The sequence below is a fragment of the Luteimonas sp. MC1750 genome (genome assembly GCF_016615955.1).
Lineage (GTDB): Bacteria > Pseudomonadota > Gammaproteobacteria > Xanthomonadales > Xanthomonadaceae > Luteimonas.
In genome coordinates, this window is record NZ_CP067113.1 from 2,117,477 (window position 1) to 2,142,367 (window position 24,891).

24 protein-coding genes, 4 tRNA genes and 1 other RNA gene are annotated in these 24,891 nt (G+C 71.2%); 12 read left to right on the top strand and 17 right to left on the bottom strand.

Annotated elements, in window-relative coordinates:
* Nucleotides 1-36 precede the first annotated feature (36 nt).
* From JGR68_RS09865 to JGR68_RS09875, 3 genes are all read left to right on the top strand, one after another.
* Nucleotides 37-999: a DUF58 domain-containing protein gene (locus JGR68_RS09865; RefSeq protein WP_199360808.1), complete on the top strand. Its 963-nt coding sequence runs from the start codon at nt 37-39 to the stop codon at nt 997-999.
* The gene (locus JGR68_RS09870) at nt 992-2,938 is read left to right on the top strand and encodes a DUF3488 and transglutaminase-like domain-containing protein (RefSeq protein WP_199359926.1); all 1,947 of its coding nucleotides are present in this window, start codon (nt 992-994) and stop codon (nt 2,936-2,938) included. Before JGR68_RS09865 ends, JGR68_RS09870 begins: the two co-directional genes overlap by 8 nt.
* 190 nt (nt 2,939-3,128) lie before the next feature.
* Nucleotides 3,129-3,452, top strand: coding sequence for a Slp family lipoprotein (locus JGR68_RS09875; protein ID WP_234446491.1), 324 nt, complete (start codon nt 3,129-3,131; stop codon nt 3,450-3,452).
* 3 nt (nt 3,453-3,455) lie between these two features.
* Here the strand turns inward: JGR68_RS09875 and JGR68_RS09880 are convergent, their stop codons facing one another.
* The 4 genes from JGR68_RS09880 to dnaX all read right to left on the bottom strand — a co-directional run bounded on the left by JGR68_RS09880 (nt 3,456) and on the right by dnaX (nt 6,851).
* A complete protein-coding gene (locus JGR68_RS09880) occupies nt 3,456-3,812 on the bottom strand; it encodes a histidine triad nucleotide-binding protein (protein ID WP_199359925.1) in 357 nt (118 codons plus the stop codon).
* A gap of 76 nt (nt 3,813-3,888) precedes the next feature.
* Nucleotides 3,889-4,485, bottom strand: a complete 597-nt coding sequence (gene recR / locus JGR68_RS09885; protein WP_199359924.1) for a recombination mediator RecR — start codon at nt 4,483-4,485, stop codon at nt 3,889-3,891.
* A gap of 28 nt (nt 4,486-4,513) precedes the next feature.
* Nucleotides 4,514-4,834: a YbaB/EbfC family nucleoid-associated protein gene (locus JGR68_RS09890; RefSeq protein ID WP_199359923.1), complete on the bottom strand. Its 321-nt coding sequence runs from the start codon at nt 4,832-4,834 to the stop codon at nt 4,514-4,516.
* A gap of 1 nt (nt 4,835) precedes the next feature.
* The gene (gene dnaX / locus JGR68_RS09895; RefSeq protein ID WP_199359922.1) at nt 4,836-6,851 is read right to left on the bottom strand and encodes a DNA polymerase III subunit gamma/tau; all 2,016 of its coding nucleotides are present in this window, start codon (nt 6,849-6,851) and stop codon (nt 4,836-4,838) included.
* 144 nt (nt 6,852-6,995) lie between these two features.
* On the opposite strand from dnaX, the gene JGR68_RS09900 reads away from it, so the two are divergent.
* The 3 genes from JGR68_RS09900 (at nt 6,996) to ffs (ending at nt 8,327) form a co-directional block, all read left to right on the top strand.
* Nucleotides 6,996-7,088, top strand: a tRNA-Ser gene (locus tag JGR68_RS09900).
* A gap of 347 nt (nt 7,089-7,435) precedes the next feature.
* The gene (locus JGR68_RS09905; RefSeq protein WP_199360806.1) at nt 7,436-8,134 is read left to right on the top strand and encodes an EAL domain-containing protein; all 699 of its coding nucleotides are present in this window, start codon (nt 7,436-7,438) and stop codon (nt 8,132-8,134) included.
* 96 nt (nt 8,135-8,230) lie between these two features.
* Nucleotides 8,231-8,327, top strand: an RNA gene (gene ffs / locus JGR68_RS09910) — signal recognition particle sRNA small type.
* A gap of 35 nt (nt 8,328-8,362) precedes the next feature.
* On the opposite strand, the gene JGR68_RS09915 is transcribed toward ffs, so the two are convergent.
* Entirely contained in the window at nt 8,363-9,121 is a 759-nt protein-coding gene (locus JGR68_RS09915) for an MBL fold metallo-hydrolase (RefSeq protein ID WP_199359921.1), read from the bottom strand.
* A 2-nt stretch (nt 9,122-9,123) separates the two neighbouring features.
* Nucleotides 9,124-9,885, bottom strand: coding sequence for a 3-deoxy-D-manno-octulosonic acid kinase (locus JGR68_RS09920; protein WP_199359920.1), 762 nt, complete (start codon nt 9,883-9,885; stop codon nt 9,124-9,126).
* 19 nt (nt 9,886-9,904) lie between these two features.
* On the opposite strand from JGR68_RS09920, the gene JGR68_RS09925 reads away from it, so the two are divergent.
* Nucleotides 9,905-10,999 carry a glycosyltransferase family 9 protein gene (locus tag JGR68_RS09925; RefSeq protein ID WP_207748986.1) on the top strand — a complete coding sequence of 365 codons (1,095 nt, stop codon included), beginning with the start codon at nt 9,905-9,907 and terminating at the stop codon, nt 10,997-10,999.
* Here the strand turns inward: JGR68_RS09925 and JGR68_RS09930 are convergent.
* Nucleotides 10,975-11,382: a DUF6165 family protein gene (locus tag JGR68_RS09930; protein ID WP_199359919.1), complete on the bottom strand. Its 408-nt coding sequence runs from the start codon at nt 11,380-11,382 to the stop codon at nt 10,975-10,977. The genes JGR68_RS09925 and JGR68_RS09930 overlap by 25 nt on opposite strands.
* 108 nt (nt 11,383-11,490) lie before the next feature.
* On the opposite strand from JGR68_RS09930, the gene JGR68_RS09935 reads away from it, so the two are divergent.
* A tRNA-Ser gene (locus JGR68_RS09935) sits at nt 11,491-11,581 on the top strand.
* Between the two features lie 342 nt (nt 11,582-11,923).
* Nucleotides 11,924-12,628, top strand: a complete 705-nt coding sequence (locus JGR68_RS09940) for a protein phosphatase 2C domain-containing protein (protein ID WP_199359918.1) — start codon at nt 11,924-11,926, stop codon at nt 12,626-12,628.
* 69 nt (nt 12,629-12,697) lie between these two features.
* On the opposite strand, the gene dnaQ is transcribed toward JGR68_RS09940, so the two are convergent.
* From dnaQ to JGR68_RS09955, 3 genes are read right to left on the bottom strand one after another with little or no spacing between them, the layout of a single operon-like run.
* Nucleotides 12,698-13,429, bottom strand: coding sequence for a DNA polymerase III subunit epsilon (gene dnaQ, locus JGR68_RS09945; protein WP_199359917.1), 732 nt, complete (start codon nt 13,427-13,429; stop codon nt 12,698-12,700).
* 35 nt (nt 13,430-13,464) lie between these two features.
* On the bottom strand, nt 13,465-13,911 hold the full coding sequence (rnhA, locus tag JGR68_RS09950; protein ID WP_199359916.1) for a ribonuclease HI: 447 nt from the start codon (nt 13,909-13,911) through the stop codon (nt 13,465-13,467).
* Entirely contained in the window at nt 13,908-14,561 is a 654-nt protein-coding gene (locus JGR68_RS09955; protein ID WP_199359915.1) for a hypothetical protein, read from the bottom strand. Before JGR68_RS09955 ends, rnhA begins: the two co-directional genes overlap by 4 nt.
* Before the next feature lie 43 nt (nt 14,562-14,604).
* Here JGR68_RS09955 and gloB point away from each other — a divergent pair, with 43 nt between their 5' ends.
* The 3 genes from gloB to JGR68_RS09970 are packed head-to-tail and all read left to right on the top strand — an operon-like array spanning nt 14,605 to nt 17,263.
* A complete protein-coding gene (gene gloB, locus JGR68_RS09960; protein ID WP_199359914.1) occupies nt 14,605-15,375 on the top strand; it encodes a hydroxyacylglutathione hydrolase in 771 nt (256 codons plus the stop codon).
* Complete coding sequence (locus JGR68_RS09965) at nt 15,372-16,418, top strand: lytic transglycosylase domain-containing protein (protein WP_199359913.1); 1,047 nt, start codon at nt 15,372-15,374, stop codon at nt 16,416-16,418. Before gloB ends, JGR68_RS09965 begins: the two co-directional genes overlap by 4 nt.
* Nucleotides 16,419-16,447: 29 nt before the next feature.
* Entirely contained in the window at nt 16,448-17,263 is an 816-nt protein-coding gene (locus tag JGR68_RS09970; protein WP_199359912.1) for an enoyl-ACP reductase, read from the top strand.
* 134 nt (nt 17,264-17,397) lie between these two features.
* Here the strand turns inward: JGR68_RS09970 and JGR68_RS09975 are convergent, their stop codons facing one another.
* The 7 genes from JGR68_RS09975 to clpP all read right to left on the bottom strand — a co-directional run bounded on the left by JGR68_RS09975 (nt 17,398) and on the right by clpP (nt 24,886).
* Entirely contained in the window at nt 17,398-19,377 is a 1,980-nt protein-coding gene (locus JGR68_RS09975) for a SurA N-terminal domain-containing protein (protein ID WP_199359911.1), read from the bottom strand.
* Between the two features lie 111 nt (nt 19,378-19,488).
* A tRNA-Asp gene (locus JGR68_RS09980) sits at nt 19,489-19,565 on the bottom strand.
* Nucleotides 19,566-19,597: 32 nt separating this feature from the next.
* Nucleotides 19,598-19,672: transfer RNA gene (locus tag JGR68_RS09985), tRNA-Val, on the bottom strand.
* Nucleotides 19,673-19,683: 11 nt separating this feature from the next.
* Nucleotides 19,684-19,956 carry an HU family DNA-binding protein gene (locus JGR68_RS09990; protein ID WP_191728308.1) on the bottom strand — a complete coding sequence of 91 codons (273 nt, stop codon included), beginning with the start codon at nt 19,954-19,956 and terminating at the stop codon, nt 19,684-19,686.
* 164 nt (nt 19,957-20,120) lie between these two features.
* Nucleotides 20,121-22,547, bottom strand: coding sequence for an endopeptidase La (gene lon / locus JGR68_RS09995; RefSeq protein WP_199359910.1), 2,427 nt, complete (start codon nt 22,545-22,547; stop codon nt 20,121-20,123).
* A 296-nt stretch (nt 22,548-22,843) separates the two neighbouring features.
* Complete coding sequence (clpX, locus tag JGR68_RS10000; RefSeq protein ID WP_199359909.1) at nt 22,844-24,133, bottom strand: ATP-dependent Clp protease ATP-binding subunit ClpX; 1,290 nt, start codon at nt 24,131-24,133, stop codon at nt 22,844-22,846.
* Nucleotides 24,134-24,259: 126 nt separating this feature from the next.
* Nucleotides 24,260-24,886, bottom strand: coding sequence for an ATP-dependent Clp endopeptidase proteolytic subunit ClpP (gene clpP / locus JGR68_RS10005; protein ID WP_199359908.1), 627 nt, complete (start codon nt 24,884-24,886; stop codon nt 24,260-24,262).
* Nucleotides 24,887-24,891: the final 5 nt, after the last annotated feature.

A 24,891-nucleotide genomic window follows, 5' to 3' on the forward strand; every position in this document is an offset into this window, starting at 1 on the left:
GCGCGGCTGTCCGGCCTGCGGCTATCCGGGCTGCGGCTGTCCGGCGTCCGTGCAGGCCTTCAGGCGCTGGCGCGTCCGCGCGGACCGGAGGCGCTGCCGGTGGTCTTCCACCGCCGCCGGATCTACGTCCTGCCGACCGCCTTCGGCGCCTTCTTCGTCGCGCTGCTGGCGGTGATGCTGGTTGGCGCGCTGAACTACAACAACAACCCGGCCCTGCTGCTGGCCCTGCTGCTGGCCGGCGCCGGCAACACCAGCCTGTTCGCCGCGCACCTGCAGCTGTCGGGCCTGGCGGTCACGGTGGTCGACGCCGAGCCGGTGCCCGCCGGCGCGCCGATGTCGCTGCGCGTGCACCTGCGCGCGGACTCGGGGCGCACGCGGCGCGGACTGCGCCTGCAGCTGGGCGAGTCCAGCACCGTGGCCTCGCTGGCCGACGGTGCCGGCGAGGCCCGGCTGGCGCTGCCCACCCGGCGCCGCGGCTGGCTGCATCCGGGACGCATCACCGTCTCGACCACGCGCCCCCTGGGCATCGCGCGGGCCTGGGCCTATGCCTGGCCGTCCGAGCCGCTGCTGGTCTATCCGCGCCCCGAGACCGATGGCCCGCCGCTGCCGCTGGGTGCCGGCGACGCCGCGCAGGCGCGGCTGCACCCGGCCGGTGACGACCTGCACCACCTGCGCGCCTATCGCCGCGGGGATTCGCGCCGCGCAATCGCATGGAAGCCGTCGGCGCGCCACGGCGCGCTGCTGGTCCGCGAGTACGAACAGCCGCAGGGCGCGGACGTGGTGCTGGACTGGTCGACGCTGGCGCTCGCATACGAGGACCGCATCCGGCGCATTGCGCGCTGGGTGGACGAGGCGGAACGCGAGGGACGGCGCTCGCTGCTGCGCCTGCCCGGGCAGGCGATCGGTCCCGGCAGCGGCCCGGCGCATCGCCATGCCTGCCTGCGCGCGCTGGCGCTGCTGCCGGGCGACGGCTCCGACGCGCGGACGACCCATGGCTGAGCCGCGCCGCCCCGGCCCTGCGCTCGATCCGCAGGCCCGCGCCTGGACCCTGGCTGCGGCGGCCGCCTGCCTGCTGCCGCTGCTGCTGCAGCTGCCGGGGCCGCTGGCGGTCGGGCTGGCCGTGGTGTCGGCGGCCGTGGGCGCCCTGTCCTGGTGGCGGCGCCTGCCCGCGCCGCTGCGCCTGGTGCTGTCGCTGGCGCTGATCGCCGTGGTGCTGGTCAATGCGCGATTCTCGCTCGGGCGCGACACCGGCTGCGCCCTGCTGGCGGCGATGCTCGCGCTCAAGCCCATGGAGCTGGCCACCCTGCGCGATGCCCGCAGCCTGCTGGGCTTCGCGCTGTTCGCGCCGTTCGCCACCTTCCTGCTCGACCAGGGGCCGGTCAGCCTGGTGCTGGGCCTGGGCGCGGCCGTGCTCGCGCTGGCGGCGATGCTGCGCCTGGCCGAGCTGGAGAGCGGCGAGACCGTCGCGCTGCGCCCGCGCGAACGGCTGCGCCGCGTCGGCGCGATGCTTGCGATCGGCCTGCCGCTCGCCTTGGCCGCCTTCTGGCTGTTCCCGCGCATGGCCACGCCGCTGTGGGGCGTGCCGGAGCGCACCATCACCCGCACCGGCCTGTCCGACACGATGCGTCCGGGGGACTGGGTCGACATGCTGGTCGACGACCGTCCGGCGCTGCGCGTCACCTTCGACGGCGCCGCGCCGCCGACCTCGGAGATGTACTGGCGCGGGCCGGTGCTCTGGGACTACGACGGCCGGGAATGGAGCGGCTCACGCTGGTTCAGCGCGCTGCCCGCGGCGACGGTCGAACATGGTCCGCGGCGCTACAGCTACGAGCTCGAGGTGGAACCCACCGAGCGGCGCATGCTGGTCGCCCTCGAGCTGCCGCTGGACGTGCCCGACGGCGTGCGCCAGGGCTACGACCACACCCTGTCCACCCGCCGCCCGCTGACCTCGGTCACGCGCTGGCGGATGAGCTCCGCCGCGCCCACGGCCTTCGATGTCGGGCTGCGGCCGATGCTGCGCCAGGCCGCGCTGCGCCTGCCCGATGGCTTCAACCCGCGCACCGTGGCCCTGGCCCGGCAATGGCGGGCCGAAGCCGGCGAGGGTGCGCAGGCCGATGCGGCGATCGCCAATCGCGCGCTGGAGTGGATCCGCGCGGAGTTCGGCTACACCTTGTCCACCCCGCTGCTCGGGCGCCACGCCGTCGACGAGTTCCTGTTCGAGCAGCAGCAGGGCTTCTGCGAGCACTTCAGCTCGGCCTTCGTGGTGCTGATGCGCGGCGCGGGCATTCCCTCGCGGGTGGTGACCGGCTATGTCGGCGGCTATCGCAATCCCTTCGGCGACTACTGGATCGTGCGCAACTCGGACGCACACGCCTGGGCCGAGGTGTGGCTGCCGGGACGCGGGTGGGTGCGCGTGGATCCCACCGCGGCCGTTGCGCCGGAACGGATCTACGACACCGTCGCCGACCGCGCATCGCGCAGCCCCGGCGGGCTGCAGGCGCTCGCGCCGATGTTCGACATGGGCGACTGGATGCGGCGCGGCTGGAACGACCTCGTCCTTGGCTTCGACGCCGAACGCCAGCAGCGCATGCTGCAGGCGCTGGGCGGCGGCGACCTGGGCAGCCGCCAGCTGGTCCTGCTGTTCGCGCTGGTCGCAGGGCTCGCCCTGGCGGGGATGCTCTGGATGGTCGCCCGCGGCGAGCGCGAGCGCGATCCCGTGCTGCGCGCCTGGCACCGGCTGGGCGCGCGCTATACGCGCCTGGGACTGGCCAGGCAACGCCACGAGACCGCGACCGACTGGGCGGCACGCGTCGTGGCACTGCGACCGGCTTCGGCGCCACTGCTCGCCCTCAGCGCGCGCTTCAGCGATTGGCGCTACGCTCCCGCGCAGGACGAGGCGCGCGGGCTGCTGCGCGACCTGCGCGCCCACCGCCCCTGATGCCGGCCCAGGCCCGGACCCGATCGGAGATCCCCATGCGCATTCCCCTCCTCGCCCTCGCGGCCGTCGCACTGCTCGGCGCCTGCGCCTCGCAGCCGAAGCCGCTGCAGGGCGAATACACCACGCTGACCCCGCGTGAGGCGGCCGAAACGAGGCCACCGGCAGTCCAGTGCGCTGGGGCGGCCGCATCGTGCAGGTCGAACCGCGCGCCGACAGCACCTGCTTCGAGATGGTGTCCACGCGCCTGGACCACTACGGCCGGCCCTACTGGGCCAGCGATGACACCGGCGGGCGCTTCATCGCCTGCCGCGCCGGCTTCTACGACCCGGCGATCTTCGAGGTCAACCGCGAAGTCACCTTCACCGGGCGCCTGGCGGGACACGAAAGCCGGAGCATCGGCGGCTACAGCTACCGCTTCCCGCTGGTCGCCGCCGACATCGTCTACCTGTGGCCCAAGCGCGAGCGCAACCTGATCACGCGTCCGGCACCCTGGCCGTGGTGGGGCTACTGGTAGGCGTCAACCGCCCTCTGCAGCGGTACCGAAGCGCCCGAGCGGCGCTCCCGCCAACAGGTGCAGGTGGATCTGGAACACCGTCTGCCCGCCGTCGTCGTTGCAGTTCATGACGATGCGGTAGCCGTCCTCGGCGAAGCCTTCCCGCTTCGCATACGCGGCCGCCGCCAGCGCCAGGCGGCCGACGACGTCCGCCTGCCCAGCCTGCAGGTCGTTGAGCGTGGCGACGTCGACCTTGGGCACGAACAGCACGTGCACCGGCGCCTGCGGCGCGATGTCGCGGAAGGCGATCAGGTGCTCGTCCTCGTAGACGATGTCGGCAGGGATTTCGCGCCGGATGATCCGGTGGAAGATGGTCGTCATCGCTGTCGCACCCGCAGTGGAGGTGCGGCCAATGCTAGCGCGACGCACCGCGCGATGCGGCGCGACGCGGAGTGCCTCAGGCCATCTCGCCGCGGCTGCCGAAGGCGTGCGACAGCGTGCCGCGGTCGACGTATTCCAGCTCGCCGCCCAGCGGCAGGCCGTGCGCGGGCCGGCTCGGTCGCACGCCGTGCTGGCGGGCCAGCTGCGCGAGGTAGTGCGCGGTGGCCTCGCCCTCGACCGTCGGGTTGGTGGCGATGATCAGTTCCTGCACCTCGCCCTGGGCCAGGCGCTCGGCCAGCAGGTTGAGTCCCAGCTCGCGCGGGCCGATGCCATCGAGCGGGCTCAGCCGCCCCTGCAGCACGAAGTACAGGCCGCGGTAGCCGGTCGCCTGCTCGATCGCCAGGCGGTCGGCCGGCGATTCCACCGCGCACAGCAACTGTCCGTCGCGCGAGGCGCTGGCGCAGGTCGGGCACAGCGGCGTCTCGCTGAAGTCGCGGCAGCGCTCGCAGTGGCCGATCTTCTCCATCGCCTCGCCCAGCACGTCGGCCAGTCGGCGGCCGCCCTCGCGCCCGCGTTCGAGCACGTGGTAGGCCATGCGCTGCGCGGTCTTCTGGCCGACGCCGGGCAGCACCCGGAAGGCCTCGACCAGCTGTTCGAGGAGGGGAACGCTCATGCGGCGCGGCTGTCCGGGCGATTCAGGGTCAGAACGGCATCTTCATGCCGGGCGGGATCGGCATGCCGGCGGTGGCCGCGCCCATCCGCGCCTGCGACTCGGCGTCGACCTTGTTGCTGGCGTCGTTGAAGGCGGCCGCGATCAGGTCCTCGGCCATCTCCGGATCCGTCAGCACGCTCGGGTCGATGCGCACCTTGCGGCATTCCTTGGTCCCGCTGAGGGTGATGCTGACCATGCCGCCGCCGGAGCTGCCGGTGACTTCGAGGTTGGCCAGTTCGGCCTGCGCCTTCTGCAGGTTTTCCTGCATCTTCTGCGCCTGCTGCATCAACTGGGCGATGTTTCCACGCATGTCAGTGCTCCTGTTCCTGGATCGGTCGTATCGAATCCGGCACCACGCGCGCGCCCTGCTCCATCAGGCGGCGCACGTGCGGATCGTTGTGGAAGGCGGCCTCGGCGGCGCCCTGGCGCTGGTCGCGCTCGCGCCCGGTGCGCGCATGCAGGGTGTCACCGACCGGCGCGCCGGCTTCGAAGCGGATCTGCGGCGGCGCGCCCCAGCGCGTGCCGAGCGCCGAGGCCAGCTGCTGCACCAGGAACGGCGCGCGCAGGTGGTCGTCGGATTCCGGCAGTGACAGGCGCAGCGCGTCGCCGTCGAGGGCGACGAAGGCCGAGTTCGCCGCCAGCTCGCGCACGGGGCCGCGGAGGTCGAGTCCGGCGACCAGGTCGGGCCAGGTGTCCGCATCGACCTGCATCGATATTGACGCCGTGCTGGCCGGGGACGCGGGCGCGTGTTGCGTGGAGGCGCTGGCCGGAGATGCGGGCGGTGCGGGCGGTGCGGGCGGGATCACAGGCGCAGGCGTCGCCGGCACAGGCGGCGCGGGCGCCCGCGCCGGAACCGCCGCCGGGCTGCCGGATGTGGCACGCGGCGGCGGCGCCCGGGGCGGCTCGGCCCGCTCCGGAGCTTCCTCCGGCCAGGGCGGCGGGTCGTCGAACGGCGCTGCGTGCGTTGCGGGCGGCGAAACCGGCGGCGTGCGCCGCGGGCCCGGGTTCGGCGCCGGCTCGGGTTGATGCATCGGCGGCTCGGTCTGCGGCTCGGGCGGCAGCGGCGACGCGGGGGACGCGGCAGCGCGCACCGGCGTGCCAGCGCGAGCCGGTGCCCCGCCTTCCAGCGCGGCACGCGCAGCCGCCGCCGCGGACCGACCCGCACCCGTGCCTCCACCGGTGCCGGCAGTTCCCGTCGCCGAGCCGCCGCCAGCCGGGGCCGCGCTGCCACCGCCCTCGCCGGGACGGAAGGCCAGCATCCGCAGCAGGCTCATTTCGAAACCCACCCGCGCGCTCGGCGCGAGACCGATGTCGCGACGGCCCGACACCGCCATCTGGTACCAGAGCTGCACCAGCTCGGGACGCAGCAAGGATGCCAGCGCGTCGAGGTCGACACCGTCGGCCTCGACCTCGCTGCCGGGAACCAGCTGCCGCACCTGGATGCGGTGCAGGGCTTCGGCCAGCGCGTCGAGCACCCCGCCCCAGTCGGGCGAAAACCCGGCCAGCACCTCGATGGTCGCCATGAGCCCTGCGCCGTCGTCCTGCGACAGCGCGGACAGCAGCCCGGCCACCTGGGTGCGGTCCACCGATCCGAGCATCGTGGCGACCGCATCATCGGTCAGCGCGGCTCCGGCGTCGGCGCCGCTGTAGGCGATCGCCTGGTCGAGGAGCGACAGGCCGTCGCGCATGCTGCCGTCGGCGGCCCTGGCCAGCTGGCGCACCGCGCCGGGCTCGGCCTCGATGCCCTCGGCGACAAGGATCCTGGCGATCTGGCCGCGGATCTGCTCTTCCTCGAGCCGCTTCAGGTTGAACTGCAGGCAGCGCGACAGCACCGTCACCAGCAGCTTCTGCGGATCGGTGGTCGCGAACAGGAACTTGACGTGCTCCGGCGGCTCCTCGAGCGTCTTCAGCAGCGCGTTGAACGCCGCCTTCGACAGCATGTGCACTTCGTCGATCAGGTAGACCTTGTAGCGGCCGCGCGAGGGCATGTACTGGGCGTTGTCGATCAGGTCGCGGACGTTGTCGACGCCGGTGTTGGACGCGGCGTCGATCTCCAGCAGGTCGATGTAGCGGCCGGCGTCGATCGCCTGGCAGGTCTCGCACTCGCCGCAGGGATCGCTGGACGCGCCGCGCTCGCAGTTGAGGCTCTTGGCGAAGATCCGCGCGATCGTGGTCTTGCCCACGCCGCGGGTGCCGGTGAACAGGAAGGCGTGATGCACACGGCCGGAATCGAGCGCATTGACCAGCGCGCGGACCACGTGTTCCTGGCCCACCAGCTCGGCGAACCGCTTCGGGCGCCACTTGCGGGCGAGGACGAGGTAGGACATGGGGCCATTCTGCCACGCGTGCCACGCCGGCCGGACCCGCGCCGCGGGCCCGCACGCATTCCTTGTCGACCCGGCCCCCGCAGGGCTAGAATTGCCGACCCCGTGCGGCCATGCCAAGGCAGGCGTGACGCCCGGGTCAGGTGCGGAGAGGTGTCCGAGTGGTTGAAGGAGCACGCCTGGAAAGTGTGTAAGCGTCTAAACCGCGCTTCGGGGGTTCGAATCCCCCTCTCTCCGCCAGATACAAAAAGCGCCCCGCACGGGGCGTTTTTTGTATCTGGCGGAGAGAGGGGACTTTGATTCAACCATCCGGTTCGACCCGGAGGCGCGCAGCGCCGTAGGGCGCCCGGCCGCAGGCCGGGCCATCCCCCTGCACCTCCCCGCGAACAACCTGCCCTCGCCGGAACCTGTCGCGCGATGGCACGCATTCGCGCGCCCGCCACCGGCCCATGTGCCATCGTCGCCTCCGCTCCCCTTGTCACGAACGGCTCGCCCGCATGTACCTCGAACGCTTCTTCGGCGACGTCTCATCGCCCCACCCCTGTGCCAGTTGCACCGGCGACCAGCGCCTGGACTTCGAAGTCCGCATGGCCTTCCAGCCGATCGTCGATGCCCGCGACCGCTCCGTGTTCGGCTACGAGGCGCTGGTGCGTGGCGCGGATGGCGCCAGTGCAGCCCAGGTGATCGCGCGGGTGCTGCCGGAACAGCTGTACCGCTTCGACCAGACCTGCCGGGTCAAGGCGATCGAGACCGCCGCGCGCCTCGGCCTCGGCCAGCGGCTGTCGATCAACTTCTTTCCCAATGCCGTGTACGAGCCCGCCACCTGCATCCGCCTGACGCTGGCCGCGGCGCAGCGCTGCGGGTTTCCCACCGAGCGCCTGCTGTTCGAGACCGCCGAGTCCGAGCAGGTCCGCGACCACCGGCACCTGACCCGGATCTTCCGCGACTATCGCGATCGCGGCTTCCTGACGGCGATCGACGACTTCGGCGCGGGTTACGCCGGCCTGAATCTGCTGGCGGATTTCCAGCCGGACGTGCTGAAGCTCGACATCGGGCTGGTGCGCGGCGTCGAGACCAGTCCGGCACGCCAGGCGATCATCGGCGGGGTGATGCAGATGGCCGCTGCGGTGGGCTCGACGGTCATCGCCGAGGGCGTGGAAACCGCCGGCCAATACCGCGCCCTGCGCGCGCTTGGCGTGCCGCTGTTCCAGGGCTACCTGTTCGGCCGGCCGGCACTCGAGGCGCTCGAAGGAATCACCCCGGCCGCCTGGGACGGCCTCGACTGAACGGCGCACCGCGATGGCGGCGCGCCAGTGCAGCGGCTACAATCCTGCGCCTGCCACCGCTTGCGGCGCGCAGCATGTTCCAAGTCCATGGTGGCCCCGTCGGCCCCTCGCGACGCTAGGTCGAAAACTCCGCCAGGGCCGGAAGGCAGCAACGGTATCGATCGACGCGGGTGCCGAGGTCAGTCGGCGGGGCCACCGCCTGTCTGGCGACAGCCCAGCGCATCGCGCTCAGGGTGCAAGCGCGGGGTGCGGACGGGGTTGGGCCAGCGTGAACGCCTCGCCCGGCCGGGCCACGCGGTGGCCGCGTGCGCGCAGCGCGTCGCCGTCGGCCTCGCTGGCGTAGTGGTAGAGCACGCAGCGCGACAGCAGCTCGGGCGGGTACTCGCGCTCGAGGTCGTCGATGCCGGTGTGCGAGGGATTGCCCGCAAGCCCGCAGTCGTGCGCCACCAGTTCGCCCTCGCCCGCCGCCCCGGCCAGCACTTCGGGGATCGGCCGCGTGTCGCCGGTCCAGGCCAGGCTGCCGCGCAGGCGCAGGCCGAACGCGGTGCGCGGCCAGTGGTGGCGCGATTCGAAGACCTCCAGGCGCAGGCCGTCATGCCAGAACGCATCGCCCACCGGCACCACGCGGAAGGCATCCCAGAAGTTCGCGCCGCCCTCGGCCAGCGCGTTGGGGTAGGCCGCCACGCGGCGATGCAGCAGCGGCAGCACGTCGACCGGGACGTACAGCGGCATCCTCCCGCGACGCCCGGGGTCGAAATAGTTGGCGACGAACAGCCGCTCGAACCCGGCGACATGGTCCAGGTGCACGTGGGTGACGAACATCGCCGGTGGCGGCGCGCCGTAGTGGGCGAGATAGGCCGTGAGGCCCTCGGCGCCGCAGTCGATCGCGAGCCACGGCGCACCGTTGCGCTCGATGGTCGCCATCGGCGAGCCCAGCGCCACCGCCGACGCGCTGCCCACGCCCTGGAAGCGCAGCGTCCATCCCATGCTCAGAAGCCCTTTTCCCAACGCGCGTCGTAGCCGGCGCGCAGCCGCGCGAAGTCCGCGCGCACGTCGGCCTCGCTGCGCGCGCCGCGCAGCTTGAGCAGCGAGCGCTGCAGCCGGGCGAGGTTGCCTTCGCGCCAGGCGGTTTCGGGGATGTGCAGGCGGCCGCGGTCGAAGTCGATCAGCCAGCCCTTGCCGGCATCGTCGTAGAGGATGTTGTGCGCGTTGAGGTCGGCATGGTCCAGCCCTTCGCGATGGAAGCGTGCGATCAGCGTCCCGGTCTCCGCCCAGGGCACGGTGGCGGGATCACCTGCCGCAAGGTAGGCCAGCGAGCGCACGCCCACCAGCCGCTCCATCAGGATCGCGGCGCGATAGGTCATGCCTTCGCGCACGTACGACGCGGCGATCGGCTGCGGCACGGGCAGCCCGCGCCGGAGCAGCTCGCGCAGCAGCCGGAACTCGACGAAGCTGCGCACGCGGTGCGCGCCGCGCCACAGGTGCCGGTCGCGGCTGAGCGACGCCACCGCGCCACCGCGCAGGTACTGGCGCAGCACGGTGGGGCCGTTGCTGGTGTCGTCGATGAACCAGGCGCCGCCGCGCCCGCTGCCCGACACGGCCACGGCACGCGGGCCCCAGGCCGCGGGATCGAACCAGCGCGGATCCGCTTGCCGCAGCTGCGTCTGGTCGAACAGAATCGAGCCCGAGCCGCGCCCCTCGGGTCCGGCGCGGAACGGCGTCAGGGTCTCGGTGGCGTCGAACACTGCCATCCCCCGGAGTCTAGCAAGCTTGCCGCAGCCCCATTCCGCTCCCCCGCGCTCGATCTGCCTGCTGCGCCTGTCCGCGCTGGGGGACGTGACCCATGTGCTGCCACTGGTGCGCACGCTCCAGCGCGCATGGCCGGAGGTCGCGCTGACCTGGATCATCGGCAAGGGCGAGCAGCGCCTGCTCGACGGACTGCCCGGCGTCGACTTCGTGGTCTACGACAAGAAGACCGGCCGCGAGGGCATGCGCGGCCTGCGTCGCGAGCTCGCCGGCCGCAGGTTCGACGCGCTCCTGCTGATGCAGCTCGCGCTGCGCGCCAACGTGCTATCGCGCGCGGTGCGGGCGCCGCGCCGCATCGGCTACGACCGCGCACGCTCGAAGGAACTGCACGGACTGTTCGTCAACGAGCGGATCCCGGCCGACACCGGCGGGCACGTGCTGGACGTGCTGGGCGCCTTCGCCCGCCCGCTGGGGCTGCGCCAGGAGCAGATCGAGTGGAACCTCCCCGTGCCCGACGACGCCCACGCGTGGGCGCGCGCCCAGTGGCCAGACGACGGCCGCCCGACGCTGGTGGTATCGCCCTGCTCCAGCCATCCGCTGCGCAACTGGAGCGCCGAGCGCAACGCCGCCGTCGCCGCGCACGCCGCCGCGCAGGGCTGGCGCGTGGTGCTGTGCGGTGGGCGCAGCGGGCTGGAGCGGGACACCGCCGACGCCATCCTCGCGCAGGCGGGCGTCCCGCTGCTCGACCTGGTGGGCAAGGACACGCTGAAACAGCTGCCGGCGCTGCTGGCACGCGCCGACCTGGTGATGACGCCGGATTCCGGTCCGACGCACATCGCCAATGCCATGGGCACCAAGGTGCTCGGCCTGTATGCGGCCACCGATCCGGCCCGCAGCGGTCCCTACTCCGACCGCCGCTACTGCGTCGACCGCTACGACGAGGCCGCGCGCCTCTACCTGCGCCAGCCGGCCGCGGCGCTGCGTTGGGGCACGAAGATCGAGCGCGAAGGCGTGATGGACCTGATCAGCGTGGACGATGCGATCGGCGCGTTCGAACGCTACCGGGCCGACCACCCGCGCCGAGCGACGCCAGGTCAGCCCGCGGGTCCGCCCGCGTAGTCCTGGTAGGACTTTTCCTCGACGTAGCCTGAGCCCAGGGCGAGGTTGATCGCCTTCTTGATCCGCGCCCGCTCGTCGTTCTGCAGGTAGACGCTGCGCGCCAGCTCGACGAAGGCCTGGTCGAAGGCCTGCGCGCGCTCCTTCAGCCGCACCTCGTCCTCGATGTCCCACAACCGCTCGTTGACCGCCTTGAGCTCCGCGCGCAGGCGCACGATGTCGCCGCCGGCGGCCGGATGCGCCATCCAGGCCTTCTCCAGCGCCGACAGCTCGCGGCGGACATTGGCCAGCTTGGCCTCGTCGCTCATCCGTTCGGACTTGATCTGCAGGATCGAGATCTTGTCCAGCAGCTCGCCGAAGGAGACGGGGACGGTGATTTCGGACATCGGGGACCGCCGGGGCGTCGGAGGGCCGGCCAGTGTAGCGCCTCGCCTTGTCGCGGCCGCCCGCCGCCCGTATCATTGCGCCCCCGGCCCTCGTGGTCGGGACACCCCGGAGAGGTGGCAGAGCGGTTGAATGTACCTGACTCGAAATCAGGCAGGCGTTTATAGCGCCTCGGGGGTTCGAATCCCCCCCTCTCCGCCAGATACGCAAAAGCCCCCGAAAGGGGGTTTTTGCGTATCTGGCGGAGAGGGGGGAGTTTGATTCAACCATCCGGTTCGACCCGAAGGCGCGAAGCGCCGTAGGGCGCCCGGCCGCAGGCCGGGCCATCCCCCCCGGCGCAATCCCCCCTGGACATTCCGGGCTGCGGTTTCCCTGCCCAGCGACAGCCCTGCACCATCGTCCACTCCCACACCACCTCCACTCCGCGTATACCATCATCATCCCCGACGCCGCCGCGCCCTCGTACTGCATGCCAGCTGACCTCCATCGACTGCCGCCGCCGTTCTCCCATCCAGCCCTCCCGGGAACCGACGCGGCCTGCGCATGATCGAATTCGGCCATCTCACGCACGTCGGCCTGCGCCGCGAGCTCAACGAAGACACCTACTACGGTGACAGCGAACTGGGGCTGTGGCTGGTCGCCGACGGCATGGGGGGCCATGAATATGGCGAAGTGGCCAGCGCGCTCGCGCGCGAGGCGATCGTGCGCGAGACCCGGCAGGGCACGCCGCTGTCGCAGGCCATCCGCATCGCCGACGAGGAGATCATCACGGCCTCGCGTCGCCGCCAGGACGCGCTGCCGATGGGCACCACGGTGGTGGCCGCGCGGGTGAACGGAAGCCGCTTCGAGGTCGCCTGGGTCGGCGACAGCCGCGTCTACCTCTGGCGCGACGGCAAGCTGGCCCAGCTGTCCCAGGACCACAGCTACGTGCAGGAGTTGATCACCCAGGGCGCGATCAGCATCGACCAGGCGCGCAGCCATCCGCAGCGCAACGTGGTCACCCAGGCCTTGGGCGTGACGGAACCGCAGGCGCTCAACGTCGAGACCATGTCCGGCGAGCTTGCCCCCGGCATGCAGCTGCTGCTGTGCAGCGACGGCCTCACCGAGGAAGTGGACGACCGCGCGATCGCACGCGTGCTGGCGCACGGCGAATGCAGCGCACAGGAATGCGTGGACGGGCTGGTGGCCGCGGCCCTCGATGGCGGCGGCTCCGACAACGTGACCGTGGTACTGGTCCGGCGCCACTGACGGCTGTCGGCGCCGACTGCGGCGAACGGCCGGGGACGCACACCGGCCCGCGCCTGCGCGACATCCGCCTCAGGCGATCTCGGCCGCCCGCGTCGCCTCTTCGGGTTCATCCCACAGCGCCAGCCCGGCGCGGCCGCGGATCGCCGCGACGCGTGCAAGATGCGCCGCCACTTCGTCCTCCAGCACCGCGACCCGCGGGCGGGGAGCCAGCGCTCCCGCGCGCGGCAGGTCGAGGCGCACCACCGCCTGGTCCGCCGGCGACGGCCCGGCCAGGCCGAGCTCGGTCTGGCCCGCGGTCAGCGCGAGGTAGACCTCGGCCAGCAGCTGGGCGTCGAGCAGCGCGCCGTGCAGCTGGCGATGGGCGTTGTCCACGCCCAGCCGCCGGCAAAGGGCGTCCAGCGAGTTGCGCTGCCCCGGGAAGCGCTGGCGCGCCAGCTCGAGCGAGTCGAGCACCGAGGCGCACCCGCCGATGGTGCGGCCGCCGTCCAGCAGCGACAGCTCGTGGTCGAGGAAGCCGACGTCGAACGCCGCGTTGTGGATGACCAGTTCGGCACCGGCGATGAAGGCCAGGAACTCGTCGGCGATGGCCGCGAACCGCGGCTTGTCGGCCAGGAAGTCGAGGGTCAGCCCGGTCACCTCCTGTGCGCCAGGTTCGAACTCGCGATCCGGGTAGACGTAGTGGTGCCAGGTGCGGCCGGTGGGACGGCGTTCCACCAGCTCGACGCAGCCGATCTCCACGACGCGGTTGCCCTTGCGCCATTCCAGGCCGGTGGTTTCGGTGTCGAGGACGATCTGGCGCATCGGTGGGTCGGCTTGCCTCTGGTTGTCGGGTCGGTTCAACGCGCGACGGCGCGGAAGCGGATGGCCTCATTGCGCGCCAGGACATCGACGCGCTCGTTGTCCGGATCGCCCGAGTGCCCCTTCACCCAGCGCCAGTCGATGGCATGGCGGGCGGTGGCGGCGTGCAGGCGCTCCCAGAGGTCACGGTTCTTCACCGGGTCGCCGCCGGCGGTCTTCCAGCCGCGGCGGACCCAGTTGCGCATCCATTCGGTGATGCCCTTGCGGACGTACTGCGAGTCGGTGTGCAGGGTGACTTCGCAGTCCTCGGTCAGGGTTTCCAGGGCGACGATCGCCGCCATGAGCTCCATGCGGTTGTTGGTGGTCTCGGCCTCGCCGCCGACCAGCTCCCGCTCGCGGGCGCCGTAGCGCAGCAGCGCGGCCCAGCCGCCGGGGCCGGGATTGCCCAGGCAGGCCCCGTCGGTGTGCACCTCGATCGCCTTCATGCCGTGGCGGCCCCCCGGGCCACCGGCAGCAGCCGGCGCGGACGGATCGGGGTCAGCGGCAGGCTGCGCTTGTCCGCGCGCAGCAGGTAGGCCGCGCGCAGGCCAGCACCCTCGCGGCGGCGCGCCTCGACCACCGGCTCCCAGAGCGGCCCCATGCCCTCGGACACCGCACCGGGTTCAAGGCCGGCACGGCGCAGCAGGCGCCGCCAGGACAGGGGCTCGGCGGCGCGAAGGCCGTGACCGCGCCAGCGCCAGCGGTAGGGCGACAGCGGGTTCAGCGCGAACAGCAGGACCCGGCCGCCGGGCAGGAGCAGGCGCTCGACCTCTTCCAGCAGCGCGCTGCCGGGCGCGCCGGGCGCCGCCACGTGCTGCAGCACGACGGTCCCGAAGGTCCCGCTGGGCAAGGGCAGCGGCAGGCTGCAGGCCACGTCGCCCCCGAAGCGCTCGCCGCGCGGGTACAGCGCGAGTCCGCGCCCCCCTTCGGGGCGCTCGGGCGGCAGCGGCGCCAGCCACAGCCAGTGCTGCGCCGGGCGCTCGGCCAGCGCGCCGACGATGGCGGAGCGTTCGCTGTCGAGCAGCGCCGCGCCTTCGCTGGAGGCGAACCAGGCCTGGGCGGCGTCGGGTTGACCGGGTCGGGAACGGAGGGGCATGGTCGCCATTCTAGACGCCAGCTCCGGCCCACGCGCCCTGCACATGACTCCGGTTCCGATCCCGGCCTTCGCCGACAACTACATCTGGCTGCTGCCCGCCGTCCCCGGCCGGGGCTGCGTGCTGGTGGATCCAGGCGACGCCGCGCCGGTGCTCGAGGCGGCGGAAGCCGGTGACTGGCAGCCCGACGCCGTGCTGCTCACCCATCACCACGACGACCACATCGGCGGCGTGGCCGCGCTGCGGGCGCGCTGGCCCGGGCTCGAGGTGATCGCGCCGGAAGACCCGCGCATCCCGTTCGCCTCGCGCCGGGTGTCTGGCGGCGACCGCATCGACGTGGCCGGGCATGACTTCGAAGTGCTGCCGGTCCCCGGCCATACCGTGAGCCACATCGCATTCCAGGGCCATGGGCTCTTGTTTTGCGGCGACACGCTGTTCAGTCTCGGTTGCGGCCGGCTGTTCGAGGGTACGCCGGCGCAGATGCTGGCCTCGCTCGACCGGCTGGCGGCGCTTCCCGGAGACACCCTGGTGTGCTGCGGGCACGAGTACACGCAGTCGAACGCCGCCTTTGCGCGGGCGGCCGACCCCGACAATCCGGCGCTCGAGCGCCGCAGCGAAGAGGTGGCTGCCTTGCGCCAGAACTCCCTGCCCACGCTTCCCGTCACGCTCGCCGACGAGCGCGCCTGCAACCCGTTCCTGCGCGTGGACGCACCCGCCGTGCGCGCGTCGATCGCCGCCTGGGCCGGCCATGACGCGCTGGGCCGCGTCGATGCGTTCGCCGCGCTGCGGCGCTGGAAGGACGGATTCCGCGCATGAGGGGGGGCGCCCTCGCCGCGGCGGCGCTGTTGCTGGCGCTGACCGCGGGACCGGTCGCGGCTGGCGATGCGGTCGCGGGCGATGCCGCGGCTGGCGATGCAGCGGCCGGCAAGGTGGTGGCGGAGGCCAGGGCGGCCCTGGACCCGCCGCCTCCGGGCCCGGAAGCTTCTGAAGGCACGCCTGTCGCCCCTCCGCCCACCGGCAACGCGGCGGCCGTGCCCGCGGCGCTGCCGGCGACCAGCGGAGTCGCGATCTACCAGCGCTTCGTCGAGGGCCTGGCCCAGCCGGCCTGCGAGGACGCGAGTCCCCGCTGGCGCCAGCATTTCGCCCACGTCCCCGACCAGCTGGTGTCCACCGAGGGCGAAGTGCTGCCGCTCTTCGGTTACGTGGTCGAGGCGCTGCGCGCGGCGCACTTGCCGACCGAGTACGCGCTCATTCCCTTCGTCGAAAGCGGCTACCGGCCCGGCGCGCGCAGCGGCAGTGGTCCGGCCGGCCTGTGGCAGTTCATCGCGGTGACCGCGCGCAACCACGACATCCCGGTGCGCAGCGGCTACGACGGCCGCCTGTCGCCGGTCGACGCCACGCGCGCGGCCGTGCGCTACCTGAAGACCCTGCATGGCATGTTCGCCGGCGACTGGCGACTGGCGGTGATGGCGTTCAACGCCGGCGAGTACCGCGTGCTCGGCGCCCTGCGCCGCCACGGCCAGCGCGCGGCCGACGCCGATCCCGAAGGCCTCGAAAGCCTCGCCGGCATCACGCGCTCCTATGTCCGCAAGCTGCATGCGCTGTCCTGCCTGATGGTCGAAGCCGGTCGCGACGCGGCGTGGACGGAGTCGCTCGATCGCCCGGTGGCGCGCCTGGTGGCGGTCGACCTGGACAATGAGCCCGCGGGCCTCGACGGCTATGCCAGGCGCAACGGCCTGGATCCGGCCCGCCTGCGCCGGCTCAATCCGGCGCTGTCGACCGGCGCGCCGCCCGGCCGGAAGATCCTGGTGCCCCGCGCCGCCGCCGCGACCCCGGCGGCAGCCGGCGTGGCAAACTAGCCGGCCCACTCCACCGGGTCGAACACACCATGGGATTCCTGCAGGGCAAGCGCGCACTCATCACCGGCATCGCCAGCCAGCGCTCCATCGCCAACGGCATTGCCGAGGCCATGCACCGCGAAGGTGCGGAGCTGGCCTTCACCTACCAGAACGAGAAGCTCAAGTCGCGCGTCGAGGACGTTGCGGCGCGCCTGGGCGGCGGCCCGGTCTTCCCGCTGGACGTCACCGACGACGCGCAGATCGATGCCCTGTTCGCCGACCTCGGCAAGCACTGGCCGGACGGCTTCGACATCCTGATCCACGCCATCGCCTTCGCCCCGCGCGAGGCGATCGCCGGGCAGTTCCTGGACGGCCTGACGCGCGACGCCTTCTCGATCGCGCAGGACATTTCCGCCTACTCGCTGGCCGCGCTGGCCAAGGGCGCGCGCCCGGCGATGCAGGGCCGCAACGGCGCCGTGCTGACCCTGAGCTACCTCGGCGCCGTGCGCACCCTCCCCAGCTACAACGTCATGGGCGTGGCCAAGGCCAGCCTCGAGGCGACGATGCGCTACCTGGCCTACAACCTCGGCCCCGAAGGCACCCGCGTCAACGCGATCTCCGCAGGCCCGATCAAGACCCTGGCCGCAGCGGGCATCGGCGGCTTCCGCAAGATCCTCGGCCACGTCGAATCGCATGCGCCCCTGCGCCGCACGGTCAGCATCGAGGACGTCGGCAACGTGGCCGCCTTCCTGTGCTCGGACCTGGCGTCGGGCATCACCGGCGAGGTCACCTACGTCGATGCGGGCTACAACATCGTCAGCATGACCGGCCTGGAAGAGCCTGCGGGCGACGCCGCCGCGGAGTGAACCCGGCCACCGCGCCGCCGCGCCCTGCGGCGTTGCGGATGGCCTGGAACGAAGAAGCCCGGCAGTGCCGGGCTTCTTCGTTTGTGCGGTGTGGGAAGCCGCGCGCAGGGAGCGGCAGCGCGGCGCCGCGGGCCTTAGAGGCGCGCTTCCACGGTGGTGACGCGCATGCGCTGGCGCAGCGCCCGCATCAGCGCCATGGCATCCTCGTCGCCCGCCATGCGCGCGAGCTGGGCCTGCAGCATCGTGCGTTCTTCGGCGCTGGCCGAGGCGACGTCGCCCGGCGTGACCTTTTCCACCGCATAGACGACCACGCTGCCGTCCTCCTGCAGGACCCGGCCGGCCGAGACCTTGCCGTCCGCCGGGATCGGCGCGGCGAAGATGGCCTCGTTGGCTTCGGCCGACGGCATCGGCATGCCGCGCGGCGTACCCGGCATCGGCATGTGCATCCAGCCCTGCGCAGCGGCCACCTCGGACAGCGGCTTGCCAGCCGACACCTCCGCCACCGCGGCATCCGCCTGGGCCAGCACGGCCTTGCGTGCGCGGTCGGCGCGCACCGCGGCCACCACCTCGTCGCGGACGTCGGCCAACGGGCGCTCGCGCTCCGGATCGTGCGCGGTGACCCGGATCAGCACGCTGTGGTTGGTGCCCAGCTCGATGGGGTCGCTGACCGTGCCGTCCTGCACCAGCGCGTCGGAGAACGCGGCGCGCTGCACCAGCGGGTTCGCGGCGATGCCTTCCCCGCCGCCACGGATGAACGGTCCGGCCTTCTGCACCGGAAGGCCCGCCTCGCGCGCGGCCGGACCCAGCGAGCTGGGATTGCGGTAGACCTGGTCCACCAGGCGGCCGATCAGCTCGTTGAAGGCGCGCTCGCCGTCGCTGACCGCCTGGGTGGCGGCGAGCTGCTCGCGGGCGTCCTCGAACGACACTTCCTGGCCTTCGCGCACCTCGCGCACCAGCAGCACGTGCCAGCCGAAATCGGTCAGCACGGGCGCGCTCGGCACGCCGGGCTCGACGGCCGCCACCGCGGCATCGAAGCTCTCGCCCATGATGCCGCGCTCCAGCCAGCCGAGGTCGCCACCGGCGGCCTTCGAGCCTTCGTCGTCGGATTCCTGCTCGGCGATCGCGGCGAAGTCGGCGCCCTCGGCGCGCGCCTTGGCGGCGATCGCATCCGCGCGCGCCTTGGCCGCGTCGCGCGCGGCGGCGTCGGCGCCCTCGGGCACGCGCACCAGGATGTGCGAGACCAGGCGCTGCTCGGGCTCGACGAAGCGCGCCTTCTCCTGCTCGTAGCGGGTGCGCAGGGTCGCCTCGTCGGCCGGCTGGGCCGCGGGCACGTCCCCGGGGCTGATCTCGACGTACTCGATCGAGACCTGCTCGGGCGCGCGGTATTCGCCGCGGTGTGCGTCGTACCAGGCCTGCAGCTCGGTCGCGGAGACCGCGGCGGTGTCGGCTGCGGGCGCCGGGAGCAGCGCGACCGAAGCATCGCGCTGCTGGCCAAGCAGCTCCATGATGCGGGTGACCTGGCCCTCGCTGGCGAATGCGGTCGCGGCGACGCGGCTCGGCAGCAGCACCATCTGCAGGCGCGCGCGGAGCTCGTCCTGGTGCTGGCGCGGCGTCTGCGCCGGCACCCGCGACTGCAGCAGCATCTGGTAGCGCTGCGGATCGAAGCGGCCCTCGACCTGGAATTCGGGCATCGCCTGCAGCACGTCCCGCACCTGGTCGTCGCCCACGGCGACGCCCGCGCGCTCGGCGGCGAGGCCGAGCACGGCGCGGTCGATCAGCTGGTCGAGCACGGCCAGCTTGCTGTCCACCTGCTCGAACGCGCGCGCGTCGAATGCCTCGCCCTGGGTCGCGCGCGCCTGCTGGCGCGCCATCTCGAATTCCTGGCGGAACTCCTCCGGCGTCACTTCGCGCGACACCCACACCGCCTTGCGCACCGGCCAGACGTCCGGCGCCGAACGCCACCACGACGGCGGGGATTCGACCTTCGCCGCGTAGTTCGCGGAGTTCTGGAACAGGTACTGCTCCATGCCGAAGAAGGCGAACGGGATCGCCAGCATGATGACGATCGCGATGGCGATCCAGCCGGAGGTCTTGTCTCGAAGTGCTTGCAGCATGTCAGGGCGCGCGTTGGACGTAGCCGCGCAGTCTAGCGCATGGCCGGGCGCTACGGCCCCGCGGCGCGGAAAAGAAGAAAGGCGCCCTTTCGGGCGCCTTCCTGGTGTGACTGGCGGAGTGGACGGGACTCGAACCCGCGACCTCCGGCGTGACAGGCCAGCATTCTAACCAACTGAACTACCACTCCGCGTCGTCGAACCTGTTGCGAACGTCAGACCCTGGTGGGTGCTGAGGGGATCGAACCCCCGACCCTCTCCGTGTAAGGGAGACGCTCTACCGCTGAGCTAAGCACCCATGCGGGCCGCTTAGTTTACTGCATCCTTCAGCGCTTTGCCAGCCTTGAAGACAGGATTTTTCGAAGCGGCGATCGCAATCTCTTCACCGGTACGCGGATTGCGGCCCGTGCGCGCGGCGCGCTCCTTGACCTGGAAGGTACCGAAGCCCACCAGGGCCACGGTGTCGCCCTGCTTCAGCGCCGTGCCCACCGACGACAGCACCGCGTCGACAGCGCGCGCGGCATCGGCCTTGGACAGGTTGGCCTCGTCGGCAACGGCCTGGACCAGATCATTCTTGTTCATCTATTCGGTGCTCCTGCGCAGCACAAGGCCGCTCGTGTGGTGGCGGGCGTGCGGGCGGTGTTGACCGCCGGCGGCTCCGGGTTCGCGTGCGGCCAGCGGCCGTCGATGCGAGCGCGACTTTATACCAGCGCGCCCGCACCCACGCAAGAAAAACGTGCGCTCCGTCAGTGCTTGACCGCCGCGCGCGACGACGGCTTGCGGGTTGCGCGCGTGGTCTGCGCGACCACCGCGCCGGGTTGCTTGACCGGCGGCAGCGGGCGTTCCAGCGCGAGATCGAGCACTTCGTCGATCCACTTGACCGGCACGATCTTCATGCCATCGGTGACGTTCTTCGGGATATCGGCAAGATCCTTGCGGTTTTCCTCCGGGATGATGACGGTGGTGATGCCGCCACGGAGCGCCGCGAGCAGCTTCTCCTTCAGCCCGCCGATGGCGGTCACCTTGCCACGCAGAGTGATCTCGCCGGTCATCGCCACGTCCGCGCGCACCGGCACCTTGGTCAGCGTCGACACCAGCGAGGTCGCCATGGCGATGCCCGCGCTCGGACCGTCCTTGGGCGTCGCGCCGTCGGGTACATGGACGTGCACGTCATGCTTCTGCAGGAAGTCGAGCTCCAGGCCGAAGCGCTCGGCGCGCGCGCGCACCACCGACAACGCCGCGGACGCCGACTCCTTCATGACGTTGCCCAGTTGGCCGGTCAGCGTCAGCTGGCCCTTGCCCGGGACCAGCGTCGATTCGATCTGCAGCAGGTCGCCGCCGACCTCGGTCCAGGCCAGGCCGGTCACCAGGCCGATCTCGTTGTCCTGCTCGGCGCGGCCGAAGTCGTAGCGCTGCACGCCCAGGTACTTGTCCAGGTTCTTGGAGTTCACGCTGAGCGCGCGCGGCTTCTTCTTCTGCGGGCCGGCCAGCGCGACCTCCTTCACCACCTTGCGGCAGATCTTGGCGATTTCGCGTTCGAGGCTGCGCACGCCGGATTCGCGCGTGTAGTAGCGCACGATGTCCTGGATCGCCTCCTCGGCCACCTTGAGCTCGCCCTCGCGCAGGCCGTTGGCCTTGATCTGCTTCGGCAGCAGGTAGCGCATGGCGATCTTGATCTTCTCCTCCTCGGTGTAACCGGGGATGCGGATCACTTCCATGCGGTCGAGCAGCGGACCGGGGATGTTGAGCGAGTTCGAGGTCGCCACGAACATCACTTCCGACAGGTCGAGGTCGACCTCGAGGTAGTGGTCGTTGAACGCGTTGTTCTGCTCGGGATCGAGCACTTCGAGCAGCGCCGAGGACGGGTCGCCGCGGAAGTCCATCGACATCTTGTCGATCTCGTCGAGCACGAACAGCGGGTTCTTCGCGCCGGCCTTGTTGAGGTTCTGCACGATGCGCCCGGGCATCGAGCCGACGTAGGTACGGCGATGCCCGCGGATCTCGGCCTCGTCGCGCACGCCGCCCAGCGACATGCGCACGAACTTGCGGTTGGTCGCCTTGGCGATCGACTGGCCGAGCGAGGTCTTGCCCACGCCGGGCGGCCCCACCAGACACAGGATCGGCCCCTTCATCTTGGACACGCGCGACTGCACCGCGAGGTATTCGAGGATGCGGTCCTTCACCTTCTCCAGTCCGTAGTGGTCGGCGTCGAGCACGTCCTGCGCGACCTTCAGGTCCTTGCGCACCTTGCTGCGCTTCTTCCACGGCACGCCGAGCAGCCAGTCCAGGTAGTTGCGCACCACCGCGGCCTCGGCCGCCATCGGCGACATCTGCTTGAGCTTGTTGAGCTCGGACTTCGCCTTGGTCTCGACAGGCTTGGGCATGCCGGCCGCGGCGATCCTGCGCGCCAGCTCCTCCAGGTCGTTGGGCGCGTCGTCCATGTCGCCCAGTTCCTTCTGGATCGCCTTCATCTGCTCGTTGAGGTAGTACTCGCGCTGCGACTTCTCCATCTGCGACTTCACGCGGCCGCGGATGCGCTTTTCCATCTGCTGCACGTCGATCTCGCCGTCGACCAGGCCGACCAGCATCTCGAGGCGCTCGGCGGTGCCGAAGGTCTCCAGCAGCTTCTGCTTCTCGCCCAGGCGCACGCCCAGGTGCGCGGCGACGGTGTCGGCCAGGCGCGAGGGTTCGTCGATGCCGGCGAGCGTCTGCAGCAGCTCGGGCGGCAGCTTGCGGTTGGTCTTCACGTACTGCTCGAACAGGCCCATCAGCGAGCGGGCGATCGCCTCGATCTCGCGCGCCTCGCGGTCGTCGACCGGCTCCACCACCGTGCCCGTGCCCGAGAGCGTGCCGTCGACCTCGCGCACGGTGTCGACGGTCGCGCGCGCGACGCCCTCCACCAGCACCTTGATCGTGCCGTCGGGAAGCTTCAGCAGCTGCAGCACCTGGGCGAGCGTGCCCACCGGGTGCAGGTCGTCGGCACCCGGATCGTCGGTCTCGGCGGATTTCTGTGCCACCAGCAGGACCCGCTTGTCACCCTCCATCGCCAGGTCGAGCGCGCGGATCGACTTGTCGCGACCCACGAACAGCGGGATGACCATGTGCGGGAACACCACGACGTCGCGCAACGGCAGGACCGGCAGGTCGATGGTGGTGGGCTGGGAGGTGCTCATCGGGACTCCTGGGATGGCGGGCGGCTGGTTGCCGCATGCGTCCCGTTATGGGGCCCGACGGTGGTCCTTGCAAGCACTGCCGAGTGTCGCCCGGACAGGTCGCGGGGAAGCTGGCGTTCAGTCTGGAGGCAGGCGGAATTCGCCCGCGGGAATCCCTGCAGGAGCGGCTACAGCCGCGATCGCGATCCGGGATCCACGGCTCGTCGGGGATCTACCACTCGTCCGCGAGCGCGACTTTCCGCGATCGCGGCTGTAGCCGCTCCTACAGGATCGAGCGGGTGCAGGCCCGGGACGGATCAGTCTCCGGATGCGGCCTTGGCCGGCGGAGCGGCAGGCGTCTCGTAGATGAGATAGGGATCGGACTTGTGCTCGATCACCGACTCGTCGACCACGACCTTGCTCACGTTTTCCTGCGACGGCAGGTCGTACATCGTGTCCAGCAGCACCGATTCGACGATGGTGCGCAGGCCACGGGCGCCGGTCTTGCGCTTGAGCGCCTTGCGCGCGATGGCGGCAAGCGCGTCGGGCCGGAACTCCAGTTCCACGCCCTCCATCTCGAACAGCTTGCGGAACTGCTTGGTGATGGCGTTCTTCGGCTCCGACAGGATCTTGACCAGCGCGGCCTCGTCGAGCTCCTCGAGCGTCGCGACCACCGGCAGGCGGCCGACGAACTCGGGGATCAGGCCGAACTTGATCAGGTCCTCGGGCTCGACCTCGGCCAGCACCTTGCCGACTTCGGCCTTGCGCTCGGAGCTCTTGAGCTTGGCGCCGAAGCCGATGCCGCCGGCCTCGGTGGACCGGGCCTGGATGATCTTGTCCAGGCCGGCGAACGCGCCACCGACGATGAACAGGATATTGCGCGTATCAACCTGCAGGAATTCCTGCTGCGGGTGCTTGCGACCGCCCTGCGGCGGGACGCTGGCGACCGTGCCTTCGATGAGCTTCAGCAGCGCCTGCTGCACGCCCTCGCCCGAGACATCGCGGGTGATCGACGGGTTCTCGCTCTTGCGCGAGATCTTGTCGATCTCGTCGATGTAGACGATGCCCTGCTGCGCCTTCTCGACGTCGTAATCGCACTTCTGCAGCAGCTTCTGGATGATGTTTTCGACGTCCTCGCCGACATAGCCGGCTTCGGTCAGCGTCGTGGCATCGGCCATGGTGAACGGCACGTTCAACATGCGCGCCAGGGTCTCGGCCAGGAGCGTCTTGCCGGAGCCGGTCGGGCCCACGAGCAGGATGTTCGACTTGGCCAGCTCGACCTCGTCGTTCTTCTGCCGGCTCTCGATGCGCTTGTAGTGGTTGTACACCGCCACCGCGAGCGTCTTCTTCGCCCGCTGCTGCCCGATCACGTACTGGTCGAGGACCTCGAGGATCTCCTTCGGCTTGGGCAGCGAGCTGCGCGCACTCTGCGCCTTCTCCTCGAGTTCCTCGCGGATGATGTCGTTGCACAGCTCGACGCATTCATCGCAGATGAACACGCTCGGGCCCGCGATCAGCTTGCGGACCTCATGCTGGCTCTTCCCGCAGAACGAGCAGTAGAGGATCTTGCTGCTGTCGCCGGAACGGCCCTGTCTGTCTTCGGTCATGCCTTCGCCAATCGGTGTATCGGAGTGTCGGGTCGAGAATAGCACCCGGGCCCCTTGCCGCAAGCGCGGCGGGGCCCGGGCCGCCGCGGACGGACCGCGGCGTGGTGTGGCCGGTCGGCCAGCCGGTCAGGCGGGCTGGATCGAGTCTTCCGGGCGGCGCTCGAGCACCTGGTCCACCAGGCCGTATTCACGCGCGGCCTCGGCGCTCTTGAAGTTGTCGCGCTCGGTGTCGTGCGCGACGGTTTCGATCGACTGGCCGGTGTGGCGGGCCAGGATCGCGTTCAGGTTCTGCTTCATCGACAGGATCTCACGGGCGTGGATCTCGATGTCCGTGGCCTGGCCCTGGAAGCCGCCCAGGGGCTGGTGGATCATCACCCGCGAGTTCGGCAGTGCGTAGCGCTTGCCGGCCGCGCCGGAGGCGAGCAGCAGCGCGCCCATGCTGGCCGCCTGGCCGACGCAGATCGTGCTCACGTCGGGCTTGATGAACTGCATGGTGTCGTAGATCGCCATGCCCGCCGTGACGATTCCGCCCGGCGAGTTGATGTACAGGTTGATGTCCTTCTCGGGGTTCTCGGCCTCGAGGAAGAGCATCTGCGCCACGATGACGTTGGCCACGTGGTCGTCGATCGGGCCCACGAGGAAGATCACCCGCTCCTTCAGCAGGCGCGAGTAGATGTCGTACGCGCGCTCGCCGCGGCTGGTCTGTTCGACCACCATCGGAACGAGGTTCAGGGCCCGGGTCTGGATGCTCATGTCAA